19 protein-coding genes and 2 pseudogenes are annotated in these 21,303 nt (G+C 61.3%); 16 read left to right on the top strand and 5 right to left on the bottom strand.

All coding sequences use genetic code 11. The features are described from left to right. Nucleotides 1-3 precede the first annotated feature (3 nt). The 5 genes from BM43_RS37000 (at nt 4) to BM43_RS36980 (ending at nt 6,143) form a co-directional block, all read left to right on the top strand. On the top strand, nt 4-774 hold the full coding sequence (locus tag BM43_RS37000; protein ID WP_042286091.1) for a branched-chain amino acid ABC transporter ATP-binding protein: 771 nt from the start codon (nt 4-6) through the stop codon (nt 772-774). A gap of 64 nt (nt 775-838) precedes the next feature. After that, nucleotides 839-2,917, top strand: a complete 2,079-nt coding sequence (locus BM43_RS36995; RefSeq protein WP_036050523.1) for a hydantoinase/oxoprolinase family protein — start codon at nt 839-841, stop codon at nt 2,915-2,917. A gap of 14 nt (nt 2,918-2,931) precedes the next feature. Continuing rightward, on the top strand, nt 2,932-4,626 hold the full coding sequence (locus BM43_RS36990) for a hydantoinase B/oxoprolinase family protein (RefSeq protein ID WP_036050526.1): 1,695 nt from the start codon (nt 2,932-2,934) through the stop codon (nt 4,624-4,626). Beyond that, nucleotides 4,627-5,442: an SDR family oxidoreductase gene (locus BM43_RS36985; protein ID WP_036050529.1), complete on the top strand. Its 816-nt coding sequence runs from the start codon at nt 4,627-4,629 to the stop codon at nt 5,440-5,442. Further along, complete coding sequence (locus tag BM43_RS36980) at nt 5,439-6,143, top strand: HpcH/HpaI aldolase family protein (RefSeq protein ID WP_036050533.1); 705 nt, start codon at nt 5,439-5,441, stop codon at nt 6,141-6,143. Before BM43_RS36985 ends, BM43_RS36980 begins: the two co-directional genes overlap by 4 nt. Nucleotides 6,144-6,174: 31 nt before the next feature. Here the strand turns inward: BM43_RS36980 and BM43_RS36975 are convergent, their stop codons facing one another. Then, nucleotides 6,175-7,143, bottom strand: a complete 969-nt coding sequence (locus BM43_RS36975; RefSeq protein WP_036050535.1) for a LysR substrate-binding domain-containing protein — start codon at nt 7,141-7,143, stop codon at nt 6,175-6,177. Further along, complete coding sequence (gene nac / locus BM43_RS36970) at nt 7,140-8,162, bottom strand: nitrogen assimilation transcriptional regulator NAC (protein WP_227742945.1); 1,023 nt, start codon at nt 8,160-8,162, stop codon at nt 7,140-7,142. The genes BM43_RS36975 and nac overlap by 4 nt, the downstream gene beginning before the upstream one ends. Before the next feature lie 226 nt (nt 8,163-8,388). On the opposite strand from nac, the gene BM43_RS36965 reads away from it, so the two are divergent. Both BM43_RS36965 and BM43_RS36960 read left to right on the top strand, forming a co-directional pair. After that, nucleotides 8,389-9,597: an aspartate transaminase gene (locus BM43_RS36965; RefSeq protein ID WP_036050537.1), complete on the top strand. Its 1,209-nt coding sequence runs from the start codon at nt 8,389-8,391 to the stop codon at nt 9,595-9,597. A 123-nt stretch (nt 9,598-9,720) separates the two neighbouring features. Then, entirely contained in the window at nt 9,721-10,824 is a 1,104-nt protein-coding gene (locus BM43_RS36960; RefSeq protein WP_036050538.1) for a porin, read from the top strand. 124 nt (nt 10,825-10,948) lie between these two features. Here the strand turns inward: BM43_RS36960 and BM43_RS36955 are convergent, their stop codons facing one another. After that, nucleotides 10,949-11,440 (bottom strand): gluconokinase, encoded by a 492-nt coding sequence (locus tag BM43_RS36955; RefSeq protein ID WP_230676264.1) that lies wholly within the window; start codon nt 11,438-11,440, stop codon nt 10,949-10,951. Nucleotides 11,441-11,472: 32 nt separating this feature from the next. Further along, the gene (locus BM43_RS36950) at nt 11,473-12,483 is read right to left on the bottom strand and encodes a 2-hydroxyacid dehydrogenase (RefSeq protein ID WP_036050540.1); all 1,011 of its coding nucleotides are present in this window, start codon (nt 12,481-12,483) and stop codon (nt 11,473-11,475) included. Between the two features lie 305 nt (nt 12,484-12,788). Here BM43_RS36950 and BM43_RS39810 point away from each other — a divergent pair. From BM43_RS39810 to BM43_RS41935, 8 genes and pseudogenes are all read left to right on the top strand, one after another. Further along, a pseudogene (locus BM43_RS39810) lies at nt 12,789-13,403 on the top strand (Rossmann-fold NAD(P)-binding domain-containing protein); the annotation flags it as partial. Next, nucleotides 13,390-13,689, top strand: coding sequence for an NAD(P) transhydrogenase subunit alpha part 2 (locus BM43_RS36935; RefSeq protein WP_036050548.1), 300 nt, complete (start codon nt 13,390-13,392; stop codon nt 13,687-13,689). The pseudogene BM43_RS39810 and the gene BM43_RS36935, both read left to right, overlap by 14 nt. Beyond that, nucleotides 13,689-15,149: an NAD(P)(+) transhydrogenase (Re/Si-specific) subunit beta gene (locus BM43_RS36930; RefSeq protein ID WP_036050551.1), complete on the top strand. Its 1,461-nt coding sequence runs from the start codon at nt 13,689-13,691 to the stop codon at nt 15,147-15,149. Before BM43_RS36935 ends, BM43_RS36930 begins: the two co-directional genes overlap by 1 nt. A gap of 108 nt (nt 15,150-15,257) precedes the next feature. Beyond that, the gene (locus BM43_RS36925; RefSeq protein WP_036050553.1) at nt 15,258-16,292 is read left to right on the top strand and encodes an L-idonate 5-dehydrogenase; all 1,035 of its coding nucleotides are present in this window, start codon (nt 15,258-15,260) and stop codon (nt 16,290-16,292) included. A 53-nt stretch (nt 16,293-16,345) separates the two neighbouring features. Continuing rightward, complete coding sequence (locus tag BM43_RS36920) at nt 16,346-17,101, top strand: glucose 1-dehydrogenase (protein WP_042286074.1); 756 nt, start codon at nt 16,346-16,348, stop codon at nt 17,099-17,101. 184 nt (nt 17,102-17,285) lie between these two features. Next, a pseudogene (locus BM43_RS36915) lies at nt 17,286-17,877 on the top strand (IS3 family transposase); the annotation flags it as partial. Nucleotides 17,878-18,207: 330 nt separating this feature from the next. Continuing rightward, nucleotides 18,208-18,594, top strand: a complete 387-nt coding sequence (locus tag BM43_RS41940) for a hypothetical protein (RefSeq protein ID WP_174490199.1) — start codon at nt 18,208-18,210, stop codon at nt 18,592-18,594. Further along, a complete protein-coding gene (locus BM43_RS41935) occupies nt 18,579-19,046 on the top strand; it encodes a hypothetical protein (RefSeq protein ID WP_174499540.1) in 468 nt (155 codons plus the stop codon). The genes BM43_RS41940 and BM43_RS41935 overlap by 16 nt, the downstream gene beginning before the upstream one ends. Here the strand turns inward: BM43_RS41935 and BM43_RS36905 are convergent. Continuing rightward, on the bottom strand, nt 19,004-19,663 hold the full coding sequence (locus tag BM43_RS36905) for a TetR/AcrR family transcriptional regulator (RefSeq protein ID WP_059443144.1): 660 nt from the start codon (nt 19,661-19,663) through the stop codon (nt 19,004-19,006). The genes BM43_RS41935 and BM43_RS36905 overlap by 43 nt on opposite strands. Nucleotides 19,664-19,746: 83 nt before the next feature. Here BM43_RS36905 and BM43_RS36900 point away from each other — a divergent pair, with 83 nt between their 5' ends. Continuing rightward, nucleotides 19,747-21,300, top strand: a complete 1,554-nt coding sequence (locus BM43_RS36900) for an efflux transporter outer membrane subunit (RefSeq protein WP_080742204.1) — start codon at nt 19,747-19,749, stop codon at nt 21,298-21,300. Nucleotides 21,301-21,303 lie beyond the last annotated feature (3 nt).

Below are 21,303 nucleotides of genomic sequence, written 5' to 3'. Positions count from 1 at the left end.
ACGATGCTTGAAATCGAAGGACTGCGTGCAGGGTATGGCCATCTGGAAATCCTCCAGGGAGTCGACCTGCGGATCAAACAAGGCGAGTTCGTCACGTTGCTCGGGCCGAACGGCGCGGGCAAATCGAGCTTGCTGAAAACCTTGTACGGCATGACGACCCACAAGGGTGGGACGATCCGCTGGAAAGGGACGGAGCTGGCGGGCAAGCGTCCACGCGCCTTCCTGTCGCAAGGCATTGCCTACGTGCCGCAAGGCCGCTGCAATTTTCCGCTGATGACGGTTGAAGAAAACCTGGAGATGGCGGCGTACACGGTACGCGATGCGAAGACCCACGCCGAAAGGGAGTACGTCTACGAGTTGTTTCCTGTTCTGCGCGACCGGCGGAATCAATTTGCAGGAAATATGTCCGGCGGCGAACAGCAGTTGCTGGAAATGGCGATGGCGGTGCTGCGCCGTCCGGAAATCCTGCTGGTGGACGAACCATCGGTCGGGCTTTCGCCGCAGGCGGTGACGCTCGTATTCAACGAACTCAAGCGTCTGCACGAAGGGGGCCGAACCATCCTGCTGGTTGAGCAGAACACCCGCAAAGCGATGGAAACGGCCGAGCGCGCGGTGGTACTCCGTCTGGGCAAGGTGATCTGGGACAGTCCGGTTGGCGATCTAAGTCAGGCGAAGCTCGGCGAGCTCTTCATGACAGGACACGGTCTCGGCGACCAGCAGGCGACCCTAGCGCCCGGCTGGGGACGGCTCAGCAACGGCGAACAGGCAGGTTGACTTAAGTATTAACGATTTTTCAGTGATGGTCCGACAGGGCGACATGACATAAGGAACAGGAAAGATGAAGCTGGCATTCGATACGGGCGGTACGTTCACCGACTTCGCGATGGCGGACGACAAGGGAAACATTCTTCTGCACAAGGTGCTAAGCACACCTGATGATCCAGCGCGCGCCGTGCTGCAGGGCATCGACGAGCTGCTGGTGCGGGTAAGTGGCGGCGGCCGGGGCAATGGCGCGCCGCAAGTGCTCGGCGCGACGACGGTCGTGACCAATGCGGTGCTGGAGCGAAAAGGCGTGGAAACCGCCTTCATCACGACCGATGGCTTTCAGGACATGCTCCGTATTCGCACGGAAGGGCGTTACGATCTGTACGACCTTAACATCCAGTATCCGGAGCCGCTCGTCTCTCGTGACCTGTGCTTCGGTGCGGACGAGCGAGTGACGGCGGATGGTGTGATCGTACGCTCGCTGAATGAGCTCCAGGTGCAGGATATTGCCATTCAGCTCCGTGATGCCGGCATCCGATCGGTGGCGGTCTGCCTGCTGCATGCCTATAAATATCCTGGGCACGAGCAGCGTGTGCTCGAACTCTTCAACAGCGTCGCACCGGAGATCGCGGTGTCGCTGTCGTCTTCCGTCTGCCCCGAGGTTCGCGAGTTCGATCGCGCATCGACCACGGTCGCCAATGCGTACACGCAGCCGCTGATGGTCCGTCACGTCGACCACCTCGAACGTGAGCTGTCTAAACGCGGCATCGAGCGGCAACTGTTGTGGATGACATCGAGCGGCGGCGTCGTGCCGAGCTCGACTGCGGCGAGAGTGCCGGTGCGGCTGATCGAATCCGGGCCAGCCGCCGGCGCAGTGGCCGCTTCGGACTATGCGCGCACGGCAGGCGAGGAGAGCGTGCTGTCGTTCGACATGGGCGGTACGACTGCCAAGCTTTGCCTGATTCCGAACGGACAGCCGATGATCGCCAATGAACTGGAAGTCGCCCGCTACGAGCGGTTCCGGAAGGGCAGTGGTTTCCCGCTGAAGATCCAGTCCATTCACATGATCGAGATCGGCGCTGGTGGCGGCAGCATCGCATCGCGCAGTCAGCTGGGATTGCTGGCGGTCGGTCCGCGTAGCGCGGGCGCGGCGCCCGGCCCCGCCTGTTATGGCCGGGGCGGCACCGAGCCGACTGTGACGGACGCCGATCTGCTGCTCGGCTACGTGGACGAGCACTCGTTCCTTGGTGGCGACTTCGCGCTCGACCGCGCTGCGGCGAAGGCCGCGATGTCGCATCTGGCTGATCGACTCGAGATCAGCGCCGACCGTTGCGCGTGGGGGATCCACGACATGGTTAACGAAAGCATGAGCAAGGCGGCTGCAATGCAGGCGACGGAAAGCGGCGTCGATCCGCGCGCGCTGCCGCTGATCGCGTTCGGCGGCGCGGGTCCGGTGCACGCGTATGGTGTCGCGCGCAAGCTCGGGATCGGCAAGGTCATCTGCCCGCTGGGTGCTGGCGTAACGTCGGCAATCGGTCTGCTGGGCGCTCCGGTGGCATCCGATCTTTCTGCGAGCCGTCCGCTCGCACTCGCGTCGTGGGATCCAGCGCTGATCCATGCGGTGCTCGATCCGCTCGTCGAACAGGGACGCGAAGTGGTGCTCGCGAGCGGCGTTGCGTCCGCAGACATCACGGCGACCTTTACCGTGGATATGCGGCACGTGGGCCAGGGCCACGAGATTTCGGTCGGGCTGCCGGAGCGGGACTTGGCATCCGACGGGTTCGTCGAGGAACTGCTCGCGCGATTCTATGCAGCGTATGAATCGCTGTACGGCCGCACGGTGGCGGGCTCGCCAGTCGAGGTTATTACGTGGCGCGTGCGCGTCAGCGGTCCACGCAGCCACGTTACCGCTGGCCGCATCGGCGGTACGGGTGCCGCAACGAAAGATCCGCTCAAAGGTACGCGTTCGGTGTTCTTCGACGAACTCGGCACATACGTCGACACGCCCGTGTACGATCACTACGCGCTAACGCAGGACCGGCAGATTCAGGGCCCCGCGATCATCGAACAACGCGAGTCGACGGTGGTCGTCGGCCCGAGCGCGACGGCTTCGGTCGACGCACAGCAAAATCTGATCATGCTTCTTGCTTGAGGAAGGAATACGTCATGCCCATCCGCAACCCCGATTTCAACGACCCGATCACGCTGCAGGTGATGTGGGATCGACTCGTTTTCATCGCCGACCAGGCGGACAGCGCGCTGGGGCGCACCGCCTTCTCGCCAATCGTGCGCGAAAACCACGACTACGTGACGGTGCTGCTCGATGCGAAAGGCCGCGCACTGTCGCAGTGCACGTGGTCGATTCCGGTGTTCATCACGTCGCTGCCGATGGCGGCGCAGAATTACTTCCTCAAGGCGTTTCCGCCAGAGACGCTGGAGCCGGGCGATATCCTGGCCACGAACGATCCGATGATCGGCACCGGCCACCTGCCGGACCTTGTGATGCTGACGCCGATCTTCCGAAACGGGACAATCGTCGCGTACGCCGGCAGCATTGCGCATTTGCCCGACATCGGTGGACGGCCACAGTCGCCCGATTCGACCGACATGTTCGAGGAAGGCATCCGCCTACCGATCCTGAAGCTCTTCAAGGCCGGCAAGCCTAATGAAGACGTGTTCGCGGTGCTGGAGGCGAGCGTGCGTCTGCCGCATGAAGTTCGCGGCGACATCCAGAGCATGGTCGCGGCTAACGACGTGATCAACCGCGAACTGACGCGCTTCATGGACGAATACGGTCTCGACGATCTCGAGGGCCTTGGCGCGGCGATCTATGGCCGCTCGGAGCGCTTCATGCGCCGTGCGATCGCCGCGTTGCCGAACGGCAAATACGGTGCGGAAGTAATGCTCGACGGCTTCGAGAAAGACGTGCAACTGAAGGTCAGCGTCGAGATCCGCGACGAGTCGATTCACATCGACTATGACGGAACGTCGCCGGAAGTGGCGCGTGGCATCAACGTGATGCCACACTATCGAGTGGCGCACAGCGTGTATGCGTTGAAGTGCCTGCTCGATCCGGATACGCCGAACAACGAAGGCTGCATGCTCCCAATCACCGACGAAGCGCCGGCGGGCTGTATCCTGAACCCGGGTCGCACAGCTGCGGGCAGCGCGCGCAATCTGATCGGCCACGTGATTCCGAGCCTCATCTTCCGCGCGCTTCAGGATGTGCTGCCGGAACGCGTACAGGGCGATAGCGGCGGTGCGCCGATCTGGGGCGTCAATTGCCAGGGGCAACGCGAAGACGGGAGCGCGTACGGCAGCATCCAGAATTTCCACGGGGGCCAGGGCGGTCGCGCGACGGTGGATGGCAACGATACCCTCAGCTTCCCTTCGAACTGCAAGGTGACGCCGGTCGAAATGTACGAGATCGCAGTGCCGGTCCTCACCGAGCGCAAGGAGCTGATTCCCGATTCGGGCGGTGCCGGCAAATATCGCGGCGGTCTCGGCCAGCGCGGCGTGCTGCGCAATCTCTCGACGCGCCCGATGAATATCTATCTGAGCACCGAACGCGTCAACCATCCGTGCTTCGGAGTGGTCGGCGGAAAGTCCGGTCGCGCGGGCGCCGTGCTGCTCGAGGGTCGGGCCGCATTTCCGAAGGGGAAGATGGTTCTCGAGCCGGGACAGCAGCTGGTGCTCGAAATGCCGGGCGGTGGCGGTTGGGGTAATCCAGACGATCGACCCCACGAGCTGATCGAACGCGACCTGCGGGAAGGCCTGGTCACCGCAGCTGGTGCAAAGTCGGACTACGGCTACGCGAATCCGGTTACCGGCAGTGCGGGTACGTCCGGCAAGGGGCAATAAATGCGTGCGCTCGACGGACAGATTGCGATCGTCACGGGCGGCGGTTCGGGCATTGGCCGCTCGACCGCGCTCCGACTTGCCGCCGAAGGCGCGCGGGTCGTTGTTGTCGGCCGGCGGCTGGACGCGCTCGAAGCGGTGGCGCGTGAGGTCGGTGTGGCGGGCGGTCAGGCATACGCTCGCCAGGTCGACCTGCAGAAGCGGGCCGAAATGATTGACATGGTGCGCTGGGTGGAAGCGGAGCTCGGCACCGTCGACATCCTCGTCAACAATGCGGGAGCATCGAGCCGGGTCCGAAATATCCAGTGGATCGACGAAGCGGACTGGGACTCGACCGTGTCGGTGAATCTGACCGCGGTCTACGTGCTGGTCCAGGCAGTGCTTCCGGGCATGCTAGCCCGCGGCGGCGGAACGGTGATCACCGTGTCGTCGCTCGCCGCGGTGCGCCCGAGCCTGCTCGGCGGTGCTCCCTACGGCGCCGCGAAAGCCGGCGTGCGCAACCTGATGACCTATCTGCACTCGACGTTTCGCAACAACCACATCCGCTCCACGACGATTCTGCCGGGCGAAGTCAACACGCCGATCATGGATACCCGCGTGCGCCCGCCAAGTGCCGAAGAACGCGAAGCGATGGTCAGTCCGGACGACGTCGCGCAGGCGGTTCTGCTGTGTTGCACCTTGCCGGCGCGTACCACGATCGAGGAACTCGTCATCAGCCCGACCTTGCAGCGCGACCAGGGACCGGACACGGAAATTAGCCGCTGGCTCGGCGCGCCCGATGGCGTCGCGCCCGCAAACTTATCAGGAAAGCAAGCATGAGCACAACGCTTAAGCAACGACTCGCGAACGGGCAGTCCGTTCTGATGGTGAACCCGAATCACGTTTCGGTGACGCTTGCCGAGAAGCTGACTCGCTCAGGCGTGGATTCGATCTTCGTCGACTGCGAACACGGTGCTGCAGGCTTCGATCAGCTTCAGTTGATTGCAAAAGCGGCTCGCTTCGGCGGCGGGTATACGATCGTGCGTCCGCAGAGCCAGGATCGTTCGACCATTACGCGTTGCCTCAACTGCGGCGCGGATGGCGTGATGGTCCCGCTCGTGCATACCGCCGACAGCGCGCGCGAAGTCGTTGCTACGATCCGCTATGCTTGCCCCGACGACTTCGAGAACCGGCTGGTCGTCGTGATGATCGAGTCGATGCAAGCCGTGGAGAATCTCGATGAGATCCTGAAAGTGGAAGGAATCGATGTGTTCTTCGTCGGCCCAGGCGATCTGTCCCAATCGATGGGCTATTCGCCGAACGTCGCGCCCGGTGCGCGCCGGCCGCAGCCGGTGCTCGACCTGGTCGACCGCACGCTGGGACGGATCCGTCTGGCTGGCAAGCATGCGGGCACGCTGGTGGTGAAGGAGAACGTCGAGCATCTGGTGAAGGCCGGCGCCCAGCTTCTGTACTACCACGCGGATCCATTCGTGGCGGATGGCGTGAAGCTGATGCGCGGGTTGTCCGGGCAAGCGGTGTAGCAGAAGAACCGGCGGCCGCAACCCGGCCGCGTCAATCGATCGGCGCGCCCGAATGAGCGGGCGCGCTTACGCCAACGAAACGCTGCTCGGCAACGAGATCGCTGACCAGCTGTGCAAGCGCGCCGCGCACTGCCTGCGCCGCTTCCGAGACCGGCAGGCTATCCGACACGCAGAGCGAAACCGTCGCGCGCAAGGTCGGTTCGATCAGGCGGCGGGTAAGTGGACGTTGGGTTTCAGAGAACGTGCTGGCGAGTGCCCACGGCAGAATGGTCGCGCCTAGTCCGGCTTCGATCGCGTCGCGCAACGTCGCTTCCGATTCGATTTCCGCCGCGACGAGCGGTCTGACTCCAGCATCCGCGAACGATTTCTCGATCATCTGCCGCAGGAAGTGTGTGCGTCCCGGCAGCAACAGTTCGACGCTCTCCAGCGCCGTGAGCGGAATGGCGCCGTCGATGTCCGGTGGCAAATCCATGTGAGGCGGGGCGATCAGGAAGAGTTCCTCATCGAGAAGCGGCTGCAACACCACGCCTTTGATGGGCTGAGACGCGTAAATGATCGCCATGTCCATGCGGCCGGTAAAGACCATCTCGCTTAACACGAGACCGAAATTGTCGTTGAGGAACAGGTTGATGTCCGGATAGTCGCGTCTGATCGCCTTGAGCAACGGGATTGACAGGATCGATGACGTCGTACTGTACGTCGCGAAGCCGACGCGCACATTGCCGGAAATCACATTGGCCGACCGTGCGACATCGATCTCGGCCTTGTCGAGCTGGTCGAGGATGGCAAGCGCATGTCGGTACAACTCTTTACCTGCGTGGGTTGGCTGCACACCGACGTTGGTACGGATCAACAGCTTCTGTCCGAAGTGCTTCTCCAGGAGATTGACGTGCTGACTTAGCGCGGGTTGCGCGATATGCAGATGGCTTGCCGCGCCCGAGAGGCTCTCCAGCTCGATGGCCGCGACGAAGCTCTTCAACAGTTTGAAGTTGATGGTCATGAATTCTGCTCCGTCGCTTTGCGATGGCATCGAACCTCATCAGAACTGGCGCACGTCCCGCCGTCCAGCGACAGGTTCGATATCAGGTCGAGGAGAATCTGCTGAACCGCGACCGCCGGTTCCGAAAGCGGAAGATGGTCGGACACGCAGATAGATAGCGGTGCTTCGATTCTCGGCGCCACAATGCGGCGCTGGACGCCGTCTCCCGCGTTCGCGATGATGCGGGCCGCCGACTCCGGCAGGATGGTGGCGCCAATCCCTTCGCGGATTGCCGCGGAGAGGGGCGATGCCGATTCGATCTCGGCCACGATGCGCGGCCTCACTCTCGCGATATTCAGCGCGTCGTCGATGTACTTGCGAAGGTAGTTATAGGGGCTCGGCAGCATCAGGTCGACATCCTGCAGCATCGAGAGCGGTATCGGACCCACGGGCATGGTCATGTCGCGAGGCGTGACCAGAAACAGCTCTTCGCCTTTCAGGCGCCGGAAGGACAGTCCATGTGACGCATGGTCGCCATAGAGCACCGCCATGTCCATGCGGCCGTTTATGATCAATTCGCTGAGCGTCGTGCCGAAACTTTCGTTCAGGTAAAGAAGGATGCCGGGATGCTGCGCGCGAACCGTCTTCAGCAATGGTAGTGACAGCGCCGATGCGGCGGTTCCCGGCGCGAGACCGATGGCGACCTTGCCGACAAGCGAGTCGTCCCGCTTGTCCATATCGCTGCGCGCCTGCTCGAGTTGGCGAAGCACGATCTGCGCATGACGGTATAGCGTCAGGCCGGCCTCGGTAGGGGTCACGCCACGCTTTGTGCGAATGAGAAGCTGGTGACGGAACTCGCCCTCCAGAATCATGATCTGCTGGCTCAGGGCAGGCTGCGCAATATGGAGGATATCGGAGGCCTGCGTCAGGCTGCCCAGATCGACGATCTTCACGAAATACTTCAAACGTCTGAGGTTCACGGTCGTCCGTCCTGCGATTTGCGCATCATTCGACAATCGATGCCTGGAATCGTAAGGCATACGGCGGCGATCCGACATCCGGAAAAATAATAAGAATCGCCAGCCGGGGCGACGCGATCGCGAGGGTCGGCAGCGGCGGACGGATTCGCACGCGTGACCCAGGTTCGCTGCATTTTGACGGGGTATGGGTATAAGCGAACGCGATTCCGCCAGAGCGAATCCATCTTTGTGCGAAGAATTTGGCCCGCTTACCTTTCTCGCATACCCAGCAGACAAGGAGCGAAGAGTGAGTTCTTCCCGTATCGCGGCGCGGATGCAGCGCATCAAGACATCGCCGAGCAGCGCCGCTGCCGATCGCGTCGCGGAACTGCGTCGCCAGGGCCGTGCGATCATCAACCTCGCCATCGGCGAACCTGACTTTCCGACTCCCGTGCATATCAGACGGGCAGCCGCCGAGGCGATCGAGCGTGGCGAGACCCGCTATACCCAGACGGCCGGAACCATTGCGCTTCGCAGCGCAATCGCCGAAAAGCTTGCGCGTGAGAACGATCTGCGCTTCGACCCGAAGCAGATCATCGTCACATGCGGCGCGAAGCACGCGATCTTCAACGCGCTGTCCGTTTCGGTCGAGGCGGGCGATGAAGTTCTGATTGCCGCGCCGTATTGGGTCTCGTACCCTGATATGGTGGTCGCGTGCGAAGGCGTGCCGGTCATTCTGCCGTGCAGCGATTCCGCCGGCTTCAAAATGACGCCAGAGCTGCTCGAGTCGGCCATCACCGCTCGCACGCGGTGGCTCATCCTGAACTCGCCGAGTAATCCTACCGGGGCTTCGTACACAGCCGAAGAGTTGAGAGCATTGGCGAATGTTCTGTTGCGACATCCCAACATCCTCGTCCTGACTGACGACATCTACGAACATATCCGTTACGACACTGAGGGTAATCCCCATATCGCGGCGATCGAGCCCGCGCTTCGCGACCGGACGGTGGTGGTGAACGGCGTTTCGAAGACCTACGCGATGACGGGTTGGCGAATTGGTTATGCGGCTGGGCCTTCCGACATCATCGCCGCAATGGACACGCTGCAATCGCAGTCGACCAGTTGCGCTTCATCCGTCAGTCAGGCCGCTGCACTTGCTGCGCTGCAGGGACATCAGGGCAGCGTTGCCGAAGCCGTACAGATCTACCGCAAGCGCCGCGACCGGGCAGTGGCGCTGCTCAACGCGATACCTGAGTTGAGCTGCGCAGCGCCAGCGGGTGCCTTCTATCTGTTCGTCAAATGCGCGGGCGTTATCGGAAAGCAGACGCCAGCCGGCGACTTTATCGGTAGCGACAGCGACTTTGTGCTCTATCTGATCGAATCGGCTGGCGTCGTGGTCGTCGCGGGATCGGCATATGGCGTGCCGTCCTATTTCCGGATGTCGATCGCGACCGGTATCGGCGTGATCGAAGAAGGCTGCGAAAAGATCGGCAAAGCGGTAAGCGAACTGGTGTGATGCGGTGCCATGAGGTGGCCACGCAGATCGGAATGCCGATGCCGGTCGCGCGTGTGTCGTACCGCGCCTGACCGGATGTCGTGTGTAGTAGCGTGATTCATCCATAAACATGCAGGGGAAAACATGAAAGACAAATTATTAGTATTACTGATTGTTGGGGCGTTTTCGTCAATCGCCTCTGCGCAGTCCAGCGTGACGCTGTACGGCGTTCTCGATGTCGGCATACGGATGGATACCCATCAAACGGCAAACGGTGGCAAGCTATTCACGATGGGCAATGGGGGGATGCTGTCGAGCAATCGATGGGGAATTCTTGGAAGCGAAGACCTTGGTGGAGGCATGAAAGCGTTCTTCCGGCTCGAGTCGGGCTTCACACCTAACACTGGCGCGCTGCAGCAGGCGACGCCTGCTGGCGCCCCGCGCATCTTCGGGCGGTCTGCCTATGTTGGGTTGTCGAACAACTACGGGTCGGTAACGCTGGGGCGTCAATATACGCTGATTCACGAAACTGTCGCGTCCAACGACGTCTTCCAACTGGCGAACTATTCGCAAACCTACGCGTTCCAGGCAGCCGGCGAAACCGGTGGTGCGCGGCTGGACAATTCAATACGTTATACGTCGCCGCAGTTTGCTGGCTTCACCATCCGAGGACAATACACTCTCGGCGGAGTAGCCGGAGACTTCCATCATGCCTCTTCGCCGGAGATCTCGTTCACCTATGCGAGTGGCCCGCTCACGGTGAACGGCGCGTACGTCGTGATCAACGACATCGGCGGATTGACACCGGCCACCTCGACGTACGGCAGCACGTACTACGGCATCACGATTCCGGACAGCAAGCAGAAGGCTGCCGCGATTGGGGCGACGTACGCGTTCTCGAAATTCACGCTATACGCAAACTACATCTATAGCCACGTCTCGCCGGCCGACTACAAGAACAATTCGTTTTCCGTGGCGGGCGACTATTTCGTCACGCCGAGCTTCGATATCCGTCTGCCGGTATACTTCGATTTCCTGCACCATGCAGGCACGAGCGGCGCCCGCATCACAACCGGTCCTGTGTTCGACTATTTCCTGAGCAAGCTGACGGATGTCTACGCTGGATTCGACTACAACCACTTCACCGGCGCATGGACGACGCTCGCATCGAATTCGAGCTTCACGATGCCAATCCACGGTTATAACAGCGTACTCGAAACGTACGTCGGTTTGCGGCATAAGTTTTGAGCAGGTGCAGGTACTTTGAGGAGGGTGGCGCAAACGCGCTGTTAGGCGGCCAGGAATTTTGAATTCCGAGGCCGCTTTTTTTTGCGATCAATGCCGCTGCGTGACCAGCATCGGCAAACGCCTATCAGGCGGGCATTAACCAATCCATCGCGGCCCGAAGCTGCTGGGTTTCGCAATCGCTGGCGGATAGGCTCAGGACACCGGGCTCGCCCGCTGGCGACTCGAGCGTCGCGAACTGGTTCGCTACCAGACGGGCGGGGAAGGTATGGTTGCTGCGAAGGGAGACCCGCCTGTGCGCAGTCTGTTGGTCGAGTTCCAGAAACACGATCTTCAGGCCCGGAATCATGGCTCTGAGCGCGGATCGATACTCAGTCTTCAGCGCGGAGCAAGAGAGCACGACGTTCGTGGTTTGCGATGCACCTAGGCTACCCAGACGAATCAGCCAGGGCATACGATCGTCGTCGTTCAGTGCGATGCCGTTGCGCATCTTGTCCTGGTCCGCGGCAGAGTGATGATCGTCGCCTTCGATGAACACCGCTCCGATTGCGACGGAGAGGCTGGCTGCCAATGTCGATTTTCCGGATCCGGAGACGCCCATCACCAGTACCCTGATCACTGAGGCACTGCCGCCGTGTTCGCCAGGGCCTGTCATTCGGGCAAGTCCCATGATTGCAGGACCTCTCGATTCACAGGGGTGGGCGGCATCCGTGTGGACGCGTTCGGTGACAAAGCGGCGATCAGGTTGTCGGTGGCCAGCGACGCCATCGCGTGCCGCGTCGCCACGGAGGCGCTGCCGATATGCGGTGTCAACACGACATTCGACGCATCGAGCAGATCGGGATGAACGCGAGGCTCACCCTCGAACACGTCGAGACCGGCCGCCGCGATTAGGTGTTCGTTCAGTGCGAGAGCAAGCGCGGCATCGTCGACTACTCCGCCACGAGCGATGTTGACGAGCGTGGCCGTACGCTTCATTAACGCGAGCTCCCGCGTTGCTATCGCATGATGCGAACTCTTCGAGTACGGAACGACGATGATCAGGTGGTCGCTTTCGCGCAGCAGCGTGTCTTTGTCGACGTAATGCGCGCGATGGCTCGCTTCGACTTCGGGGGCGAGCCTTGAGCGGTTGTGGTAGATCACGCGCATATTGAAGCCGAACGCGCCCCGGCGCGCAATCGCCTGGCCGATGCGCCCCATGCCGAGGATGCCGAGGGTCGTGCCGTGAATATCCGACCCGACGAACATGTCGTAACGTCCGGTGAGCGTCCAGTCGCCTCGTCGAACGAAGTGCTCGGATTCGGTGATGCGGCGCGCGGTTGCCATTAACAGCGCGAATCCGAAGTCGGCCGTCGTATCCGTCAACACGTCGGGCGTATTTGTTACCAGAACGCGGCGAAGCGTGCAGGCTTCCACGTCGATGTTGTTGTAGCCAACGCCGATGTTGCAGACGGCGCGCAGTTTCGGACATGCATCCAGCAAGGTTCCATCGATGCGGTCGCTTCCGTGAACGACGGCGCCCGACCGGTTCTGCAGACGCCGGATGAGTTCGGGTTGGCTCCATATCGTATCGCTCGGGTTGTCGAGCACGTCGAAATGCTCGCGCAAGCGATCGGTGATACTCGGAAAGGTGGCGCGCGTGACGAGCACGGACTCCCGCATGATGGTTCTCCTGGTTGCTTGTGTTGAGACGGCTGGCATGTCATGCCGGCGCAGAAATGCGACTCTTGCGCGTAGCAGCCTACCGTCGGCTGTGCGGATCGGCCAAGACTGATTCGCTTTAGCCCGATAACGGATTTTTATGGCGTTGGCGGTTATCCGAGGCCGCTTCAGGAGCGTGTGCCGATGCGTAGTGCGCGCGAAAGATGACAGCCATAAGGGTTCGCTATTCCGTTAGAGGAAATAGGTCTTTGTGCTTCCCGCTTGCATCGATGTACGCTCGCGCTCGTCCATCAATGGAGGAACGCATGAAAATCGGCATCCCTGCCGAGACGCGGGTGAACGAAACCCGCATCGCCGCGACGCCCGAAACGGTCAAGAAGTACGTGACCCAGGGCCACCGGGTCACGATCCAGAGCGGCGCCGGCACCGGCGCCAGCTTTCCAGACGATGCCTTCACGGCCGCCGGCGCGGAGATCGTCGACGCGGCGAGCGCATTCGGCGCGGATCTCGTCCTGAAGGTCCAGTCGCCGACCGACGCCGAGTTGCCGCTGCTTAAACGCGGCGCGACGCTGGTCGGCATGCTCGATCCGTTTAATACCGAAAACTCATCAAAGCTGGCAGCGGCGGGCGTCACGGCGTTCGCTTTAGAGGCCGCGCCGCGCACCACGCGCGCGCAGAGCCTCGACGTTTTGAGCTCGCAGGCGAATATCGCAGGGTACAAGGCGGTCCTACTGGCCGCCACGCTTTATCCGCGCTTCATGCCGATGCTGATGACCGCGGCCGGCACCGTGAAAGCCGCGCGTGTGCTGATTCTCGGCGCGGGTGTGGCGGGCCTGCAGGCGATCGCGACCGCCAAGCGCCTGGGCGCGGTGATCGAAGCCTCCGATGTGCGTCCCGCGGTAAAGGATCATCTTCGTGCTGGCGATCTACGTCGGCTACCACGTGGTCTGGAACGTCACGCCCGCACTGCACACGCCGCTGATGGCCGTGACCAATGCGATCTCGGCGATCGTGATCGTCGGCGCGATGCTTGCCGCGGGTCTCACGTTGGGCGCGCCCGGCAAGTTCTTCGGCACGCTCGCGGTCGCGCTCGCGGCGGTCAACGTGTTCGGCGGCTTTCTCGTCACCCGGCGAATGCTGGAAATGTTCCGCAAGAAAGAGCCGAAGAAACTCATCGCTGACAAGACGGCCAAGGAGAACGCGTAATGAGTCTGAACGTCGTCACGCTGCTTTATCTGGTCGCGTCGGTTTGCTTCATTCAGGCGCTCAAGGGGCTGTCGAATCCGAAGACGGCGCGCGTCGGCAATACCTTCGGCATGGTCGGGATGGCGATTGCGATCCTCACGACCATCGCGCTGATCGCGAAACAGGCCTCGGCGCTCGGCTCGAACCTCGGTCTCGGGCTCGGACTGCTGCTGGTCGCGCTGGTGATCGGCGGCGCGGTCGGCGCGTTCGTCGCCGCGCGCGTCGAGATGACCAAGATGCCCGAACTGGTCGCGGCGATGCACTCGCTGATCGGTCTCGCGGCGGTCTGCATCGCGTATGCGGTGGTGTCGGAGCCGGCCGCGTTCGGGCTCGGCGATCCGGACTATCCGATCCCGGGCTTCCTGCCGTTCGGCAATCGCATCGAGCTGTTCATCGGCACGTTCGTCGGCGCGATCACGTTCTCGGGCTCGGTGATCGCGTTCGGCAAGCTGTCGGGCAAGTACAAGTTCCGGCTCTTCCAGGGCGCGCCGGTCGTGTACAGCGGTCAGCATCTGATCAACCTGATGCTCGCCATCGCGATGCTCGGCTTCGGCATCATCTTCTTTCTCACGCAGGCGTGGCTGCCGTTCATCATCATGACGATCATCGCGTTCGTGCTCGGCGTGCTGATCATCATCCCGATCGGCGGCGCGGACATGCCGGTGGTCGTGTCGATGCTGAACTCGTACTCGTACTCGGGCTGGGCGGCGGCGGGCATCGGCTTCTCGCTGAACAATCCGATGCTGATCATCGCGGGGTCGCTCGTCGGCTCGTCGGGGGCGATTCTGTCGTACATCATGTGCCGCGCGATGAACCGCTCGTTCTTCAACGTGATTCTCGGCGGCTTCGGCAACGATGCGGGCGCGGCGGTGGCCGGCGGCACGGCGGAGCAGCGTCCGGTGAAATCCGGTTCCGCCGACGACGCGTCGTTCATGCTCGGCAACGCCGAGACCGTGGTGATCGTGCCGGGTTACGGGCTGGCCGTGGCGCGCGCGCAGCATGCGTTGAAGGAGCTGACCGACAAGCTGGTCGAGAAGGGCATCGAGGTGAAGTACGCGATTCACCCGGTGGCCGGACGGATGCCGGGACACATGAACGTGCTGCTCGCCGAAGCCGAAGTGCCCTACGACATGGTGTTCGAAATGGACGACATCAACGGCGAATTCGGCCAGGTCGACGTGGTGCTGGTGCTCGGCGCGAACGACGTGGTGAACCCTGCCGCGAAGAACGATCCGAAGTCGCCGATCGCGGGGATGCCGATCATCGAGGCGTACAAGGCGAGGACGGTGATCGTCAACAAGCGCTCGATGGCGGCGGGCTACGCCGGGCTCGACAACGACCTGTTCTACATCGACAAGACGATGATGGTGTTCGGCGACGCCAAGAAGGTCATCGAGGACATGGTGAGGACCATCGAGTGAGCCATAAGCGGCCGCGATAGCCCTATAGGGCTTTTGTCTTTGCCGGCAAAGCGGATCGTCGCTACAGTATCTGAACTCTTCCTGTTTTTACCATCACAGGCGGTCATCATGGATGCACTTGTCATACACGCGCCGTTGGATCTTCGTATCGAGGACGTACCCACGCCGGAACCGGGCGAGCATCAGCTTCTGGTCAGGGTTCGCGCGGGCGGCATCTGCGGCTCCGATCTTCACTATTTCAACCACGGCGGATTCGGCACTGTGCGGATTCGCGAGCCGATGGTGCTGGGCCACGAAGTATCCGGCGTCGTCGAGCGGACTGGGCCACTCGTCACGGACATGGCGGCTGGAATTCGCGTCGCAATCAGTCCGAGCCGGCCGTGCGGCCTGTGCCGATACTGCCAGCAAGGTCTGCAGAATCACTGTCTCGACATGCGCTATTACGGCAGCGCGATGCGAACGCCGCATGTACAAGGTGCATTTCGCCAGGAAATCGTCGTCGACCGTTCGCAGGCGCATGTCGTGGCCGACACGTTGAGCGACGCCGAGGCAGCGATGACTGAGCCGTTGTCCGTCGCGCTGCACGCTGTTCGCCGGGCGGGACCCATGCTCGGCAAGAACGTGCTGGTCACCGGCTGCGGCCCTATCGGTGCGTTGATTGTGGCCGCTGCGCGCCGGGCCGGTGCCGCGAAGATTGTCGCGACCGATGTCAGCAGCTTTCCTTTGGAGGCTGCGAAGAAAGTCGGTGCGGATATCACGCTGAATGTCGCCGAGTCGCCGGATGCGCTGCAGCCGTTCGCGGCCGACAAAGGCAGTTTCGACATATTGTTCGAAGCCAGTGGCAATGCAGCGGCATTGCGAAGCGCGTTCGACGTCCTTAAGCCGCGTGGCATCGTGGTTCAGGTAGGGCTCGCCGGCGAAATCTCACTGCCGATCAATGTGATCGTCGCGAAAGAATTCGACCTGCGTGGCGCATTCCGTTTTCACGAGGAGTTCGCTGTGGCCGTGGAACTGCTGAATAAAGGACTGGTCGACGTCAAGCCCCTGATCACGGGCATCTTCCACTACAAGGAATCGCTGCGAGCGTTCCAGACCGCAGGCGATCGGTCGCAGTCGATGAAGGTACTGATGACGTTCGAATAGGATGCGTGACATCTAGGGCCTTCCAGGGAGTCAATTTGAAATCCAACCTGACAATGTTTAGTCTCGCAGGCCGTCGTGCCTTGATAACCGGTTCGAGCACGGGGATCGGCTTTGCTCTCGCGCAGGGACTGACTGGCGCCGGGGCCGAAGTCGTTCTGAATGCGCGCAACGAGAAACGTCTAGCGGAGGCGGTCGATCGGCTCCGCGACGCGGGGGCTACGGCCCATGCGGCAAGTTTCGACGTCACGAACCCGGAGGATGTCGACGCGGCTATCGAGGACATCGAGAGCCGGATTGGTGCTATCGATATCCTCGTGAACAATGCAGGTATGCAGCGGCGGGCACCACTGGAAGCGTTCACCCATCGGCAATGGGAAGAACTGATGAAGACGAATGTGGAAAGCGTCTTCCTGGTTGCGAAAGCGGTTGCTCGACACATGATTGCGCGCAAGCGCGGCAAGATCATCAATATCTGTTCGGTCCAGAGCGAACTCGGCCGGCCCAATATCGCTGCCTATACCGCTAGCAAGGGTGCGGTCAAAATGCTGACCAAGGGTATGGCGATCGATTGGGGAAAACACGGAATCCAGGTGAATGGCCTGGGGCCCGGGTACTTCAAGACAGAGTTGACTCAGGCGCTGGTCGAAGACGAGAAATTTTCCAGCTGGCTGATTTCGCGCACCCCTTCGCGACGCTGGGGCAATGTCGAGGATCTAACTGGAGCCGCGGTCTTTCTGGCCGGTGATGCGTCCGATTTCGTGAACGGCCATATTCTTTACGTCGATGGAGGCGTTACTGCAACGCTTTGAGCGATCCAATATCCGAAGTTGACCGAGACGTTGAAGGGGGACCGGCAGACCGTGCTCGCGGTTTACGACTTTCGCCTGAGTGTTGACGTTCACCAGAATTAACCCAAGAGGATGCGGACCAAATCTTGGACTGCTTTGGAGGTAGTCCATGTATTCATACGAAGAGCGCGTTCGGGCGGTCTAGCTGTACCTGAAACTTGGGAAGCGCATCAAGGCGACCATTCGCCAATTGGGTTACCCGAAGAAGAATTCTCTCAAGGCGTGGTGTGAGGAATTCGAGAAGAGTGGCAATCTGCAGAAGGGTATGCTCATGTAAAGCCGAAGTACTCAGAAGAGCAGAAGAACATAGCACTCGAGCATTACATCAACCACGGGCACTGCTATCTCCACCCTCAGGGCATTAGGCTGTCCCTGTCGCCAGATACTGTCGGCTTGGGTTCGCGAGCGCTATCCGGAAACCAGGAAACGCGTGGTTGGCCACGCAGGCCGACCGGCCGCGTCATTGGCGTCCAAGCAGGTCGCGGTGTACGAACTGTCCACACGGGAAGGGAGTGCACAGGCGGTGGCGCGAAAGCTGGACGTCGACAGGGTGACGCTGTACAACTGGAAGAACCAGTTGCTCGGCCGAGAGCTCCTGCATCCATGAAACGCGACAAGGGATCACCCGCAGAGACGGATCGCGACGAACTGGAGCGGCAGGTCGAAGGCTCCGGCGCGACATTCGCAATCTGCAGCTTGAATACCACCTGTTGAAGAGGGCGAATGAACTCCTAAAAAACTGCCCCACGCGCTTGCCCGCGTCCCTCATGAATAGAAGCTCCGGACGAGTACACTGGATACACGCAGAGACAGTGGTCGTAAGCTTCTTGGAGGCATGAACCCCGTCAAAAAAACCTGGCCCAGGGGAAGCTGCGGACTTCTGTGGCGGCGTCTTCGGATGACCCCGTTTAGGAAATTGATCAATTCCGAGTTCCGTCCTGCGCCTGACTATCCAGGAGGTGGGCCATGGCCAGCGACCGAACACGATCCAAGCCCTCGGGGTTGCCGATCATTCATCCGTTTGCAGCCGGTATCGATATATCGGTGCGCGGTTCCACGTTGCCGCCGTGAGTCCCGACCTGTGCGACGAACCGGTGCAGACATTCCAGGCATTTACCGGCGACCTGCAACGCATGGCGGACTTGCCCGTCGCGACCGGCACAAAGACGGTCGTGATGGAGTCGACCGGCGTGTATCGGGTCGCCGCCTACGAGGTGCTGAAGTCCCGGGGTCTTGAAGTTGTTCTCGCCGATGCACGCGAGGCGCGCGCAGTTTCCGGCAGGAAGAGCGACGTCACGACGCACAATGGCCGCAGCGACTGCACGCGTGCGGGTTGCTACGGGCCAGCTTTCGGCCTGGCCGAGACATCGCGGAACTGCGCGCGTACCTGCGTTGTCGCGAAAAGCATACCGACTATGCCGCCGCGCATATCCAGCATATGCAGAAGGCGCTGACCTTCATGAAGATCCAGTTGTACAACGTGACCGCGACTATTGCGGGCGTCACCGGAATGCGGATCGTCCGCGAGATTGTCGCCAGCGAACGCGATCCGGACAGGCTGTCGGCGATGCGCGACGTCCGCTGCAAGGAAAGCCTTGAGACCATGCGTGATGCGCTGGTGGGCAACTACCAGCCCGAGCATGTATTCGCCCTGAAGGCGCTCGCGCTCTACGACTTTTACCAGCAGTGCATCGACCAGTGCGATGTCGAGATCGAACGCGCTGTCGCGATTCTCAATATCGCTCAGCCGATTCCGGAAGCACCGCTGCCGATTGCGAAGCATCGCAGCAAGATGCTCAGTGATCCAAACTTTGATGTGTGCACAGCCATGTACCAATTGGCGGGGACCGACCTGACGCAAATTCACGGCATCGACAATTGCTTGCGCTTTCGTGGATTTCCGTAAGCGCGCAAAAATACATTCGTGCCGCGCAGTGCTTGCTGCGCGATTTCCTCCTCAGCCGCAGGCTCGACCACTCCGAACACGATTCGCGCCGGCAATCCACCTTCCCATAAGCTGACAAGATCCTGCGCCGCTTCTGCCGGCGAGTCGAGCAACAGTTCATCACGCTCCGCGGCCTCTTTGAGAATGCTCGCGAGCGCCGCCACGGTCCGTCCCGTCCCCGCGTTGTAAAACCGGTGTCTGAGCGCCTGATCTCCGCTAGACATGGGCAGGGAGTGCGCGATGCCGGTCACGTGCACGTTGATCATGACTGTCAGGAACGCGGTCCCAATGTCCGTCAGTCGCTCCCGCAGTGGCAGCTTCTCGGAGCCGACGTACGATAAACCACGCGTCATCCGGTCCGACACACCGCGCACCACGTCCTCGAGCAACGCCTCTTTGTCGGCGAAATGGCTGTACACCGTCATCTTGGACACCCCAGCCTTCGCGGCGACATCTTCCATGGTGACCATGTCATAGCGCTGCTCGGCGAACAGGCTGGTTGCGGCTTCCACAATAGCTACCCGCTTGGCCGGATCTTTCGGCCGGCCGGCGCGGCTCACAGGCAAAGATTTCTGCACGAAACAATTCCTTTTTTGCAATTTATGTACGGAGGAGTATAGTATCTAACATATTGTACTCATGGGTATAGAAATAGATGCGCATGCCAAAGATCTACCAGTCCCTACATCTTAAGTGCACACCCCGACTATTCGAAGCGCTCGAGTATGTCGCCGCGCATGGGCCACTCGTGCTGGTTGCACTTGTGGCACTCGCCACGTCGCTCGCGGGCTGCGCGGTCGGGCCAGATTTCGCCGCGCCGGCCGCACCCGAGGCGGCGGCCTTTACGGAAAAGCCCGTCCCCACGCGCACTGTTTCTGCTGACACCACGGCGGGCGCGGCGCAAAAACTCTGGGCCGGACGCGACATTCAGGGTGACTGGTGGGCGCTGTTCCATTCGCCCCAGATAAATGCGCTGGTCGAACGAGCATTAAAGGCAAATCCTACGCTTGCCGCTGCGCAAGCGAGCTTGCGTGAGGCGCGCGAGAATACACGCGCGCAGCAGGGTACCTTCTTTCCGCAACTCAGTGCGAGTACGTCTGGTGAGCGGGAGCGCAACGCTCTACACGGCTCCGTGCCCTCCACGTATAACGTGATCAGCGGATCTCTCAGCGTGTCATACACGATCGATGCCTTCGGCGGCGTACGTCGGCAAGTCGAGCAACTGAATGCCCAGGCCGAGTATCAGCGTTTTGAGCTCGAGGCGACCGAACTGACACTGATCGCAAACGTGGTCAATGCGGCAATCAACGAAGCGTCGCTGCAGGCCCAGATCGATACTACGCACGACATCATCCGTGCGTATGCCGCCGCTCTCGACATTAACCGCCGCCGCTTCGAGCTCGGCGGAGTAAGTCAGGTGGACGTGCTGCAGCAGCAATCGCTGCTCGATGCGCAGACCGCCACGCTGCCCGGTTTGCAGAAGCAGCTCGAACAGCAGCGCAATCAGTTAGCGGTGTACCTGGGAGGCCTGCCGAGCGATTACACAGCGCCTACACTTGATCTCGCGAACCTTGTTTTGCCCGAAGATCTCCCGGTATCGCTACCCTCGAGTCTCGTCGCCCAGCGGCCCGACATTCAGGCCTACAGCGCACTTTTGCATTCGGCGACCGCGAGCGTCGGCATCGCGGTGGCGAACATGTTGCCGCAAATATCGCTGACGGGGAGTTATGGCCGCGACGGAAACAACTTTTCGAATCTCTTCAATCCCGCAGGGATCGTGTGGAGCATCGCCGCTAGCCTTACGCAACCGGTTTTCGAGGGGGGCACGCTGAAAGCGAGAAAGCGTGCTGCTGATGCAGCAGTCGATGTTGCCGCCGCCCAGTACAGCAGCACGGTGAATTCGGCGTTCCAGGACGTGGCAAATGCGCTGGTGGCAATCCACCGTGATGCCGAGACGCTCGCCGCCAACCTGGCGGCGCAAAAGACGGCGGCCGCAAGTCTCAAAGTCTCCGAGGCGCAATACCGTGCGGGCGGCGGCACCTATCTTAACGTATTGAGCGCCGAGCAATCCGATGAGAGTGCGCGCCTCAAGCTGATTTCCTCGCAGGCCACTCGTTACACCGATACCGTCGCGCTCTTTCAGGCGCTCGGCGGTGGCTGGTGGCATCGAAACGATGTCGATCCCAAAGTTGCGCAATGTTGCGGAGTGCTTTAACTC

It is taken from the genome of Burkholderia gladioli, assembly GCF_000959725.1.
GTDB classification, from domain to species: domain Bacteria; phylum Pseudomonadota; class Gammaproteobacteria; order Burkholderiales; family Burkholderiaceae; genus Burkholderia; species Burkholderia gladioli.
The sequence above is the reverse complement of the archived record's forward strand: the minus strand, read 5'-3'. Positions and strand labels throughout refer to the sequence as shown.

Coding starts and splice junctions, on each gene's coding strand:
- BM43_RS37000 (WP_042286091.1), top strand. CDS start 4: ATGCTTGAAATCGAAGGACTGCGTGCAGGGTATGGCCATCTGGAAATC.
- BM43_RS36925 (WP_036050553.1), top strand. CDS start 15,258: ATGGATGCACTTGTCATACACGCGCCGTTGGATCTTCGTATCGAGGAC.
- BM43_RS36975 (WP_036050535.1), bottom strand. CDS start 7,143: ATGACCATCAACTTCAAACTGTTGAAGAGCTTCGTCGCGGCCATCGAG.
- BM43_RS36990 (WP_036050526.1), top strand. CDS start 2,932: ATGCCCATCCGCAACCCCGATTTCAACGACCCGATCACGCTGCAGGTG.
- BM43_RS41935 (WP_174499540.1), top strand. CDS start 18,579: ATGCAGAAGGCGCTGACCTTCATGAAGATCCAGTTGTACAACGTGACC.
- BM43_RS36985 (WP_036050529.1), top strand. CDS start 4,627: ATGCGTGCGCTCGACGGACAGATTGCGATCGTCACGGGCGGCGGTTCG.
- BM43_RS36960 (WP_036050538.1), top strand. CDS start 9,721: ATGAAAGACAAATTATTAGTATTACTGATTGTTGGGGCGTTTTCGTCA.
- nac (WP_227742945.1), bottom strand. CDS start 8,162: ATGCCTTACGATTCCAGGCATCGATTGTCGAATGATGCGCAAATCGCA.
- BM43_RS36900 (WP_080742204.1), top strand. CDS start 19,747: ATGCCAAAGATCTACCAGTCCCTACATCTTAAGTGCACACCCCGACTA.
- BM43_RS36950 (WP_036050540.1), bottom strand. CDS start 12,483: ATGCGGGAGTCCGTGCTCGTCACGCGCGCCACCTTTCCGAGTATCACC.
- BM43_RS36980 (WP_036050533.1), top strand. CDS start 5,439: ATGAGCACAACGCTTAAGCAACGACTCGCGAACGGGCAGTCCGTTCTG.
- BM43_RS36920 (WP_042286074.1), top strand. CDS start 16,346: ATGTTTAGTCTCGCAGGCCGTCGTGCCTTGATAACCGGTTCGAGCACG.
- BM43_RS36995 (WP_036050523.1), top strand. CDS start 839: ATGAAGCTGGCATTCGATACGGGCGGTACGTTCACCGACTTCGCGATG.
- BM43_RS36930 (WP_036050551.1), top strand. CDS start 13,689: ATGAGTCTGAACGTCGTCACGCTGCTTTATCTGGTCGCGTCGGTTTGC.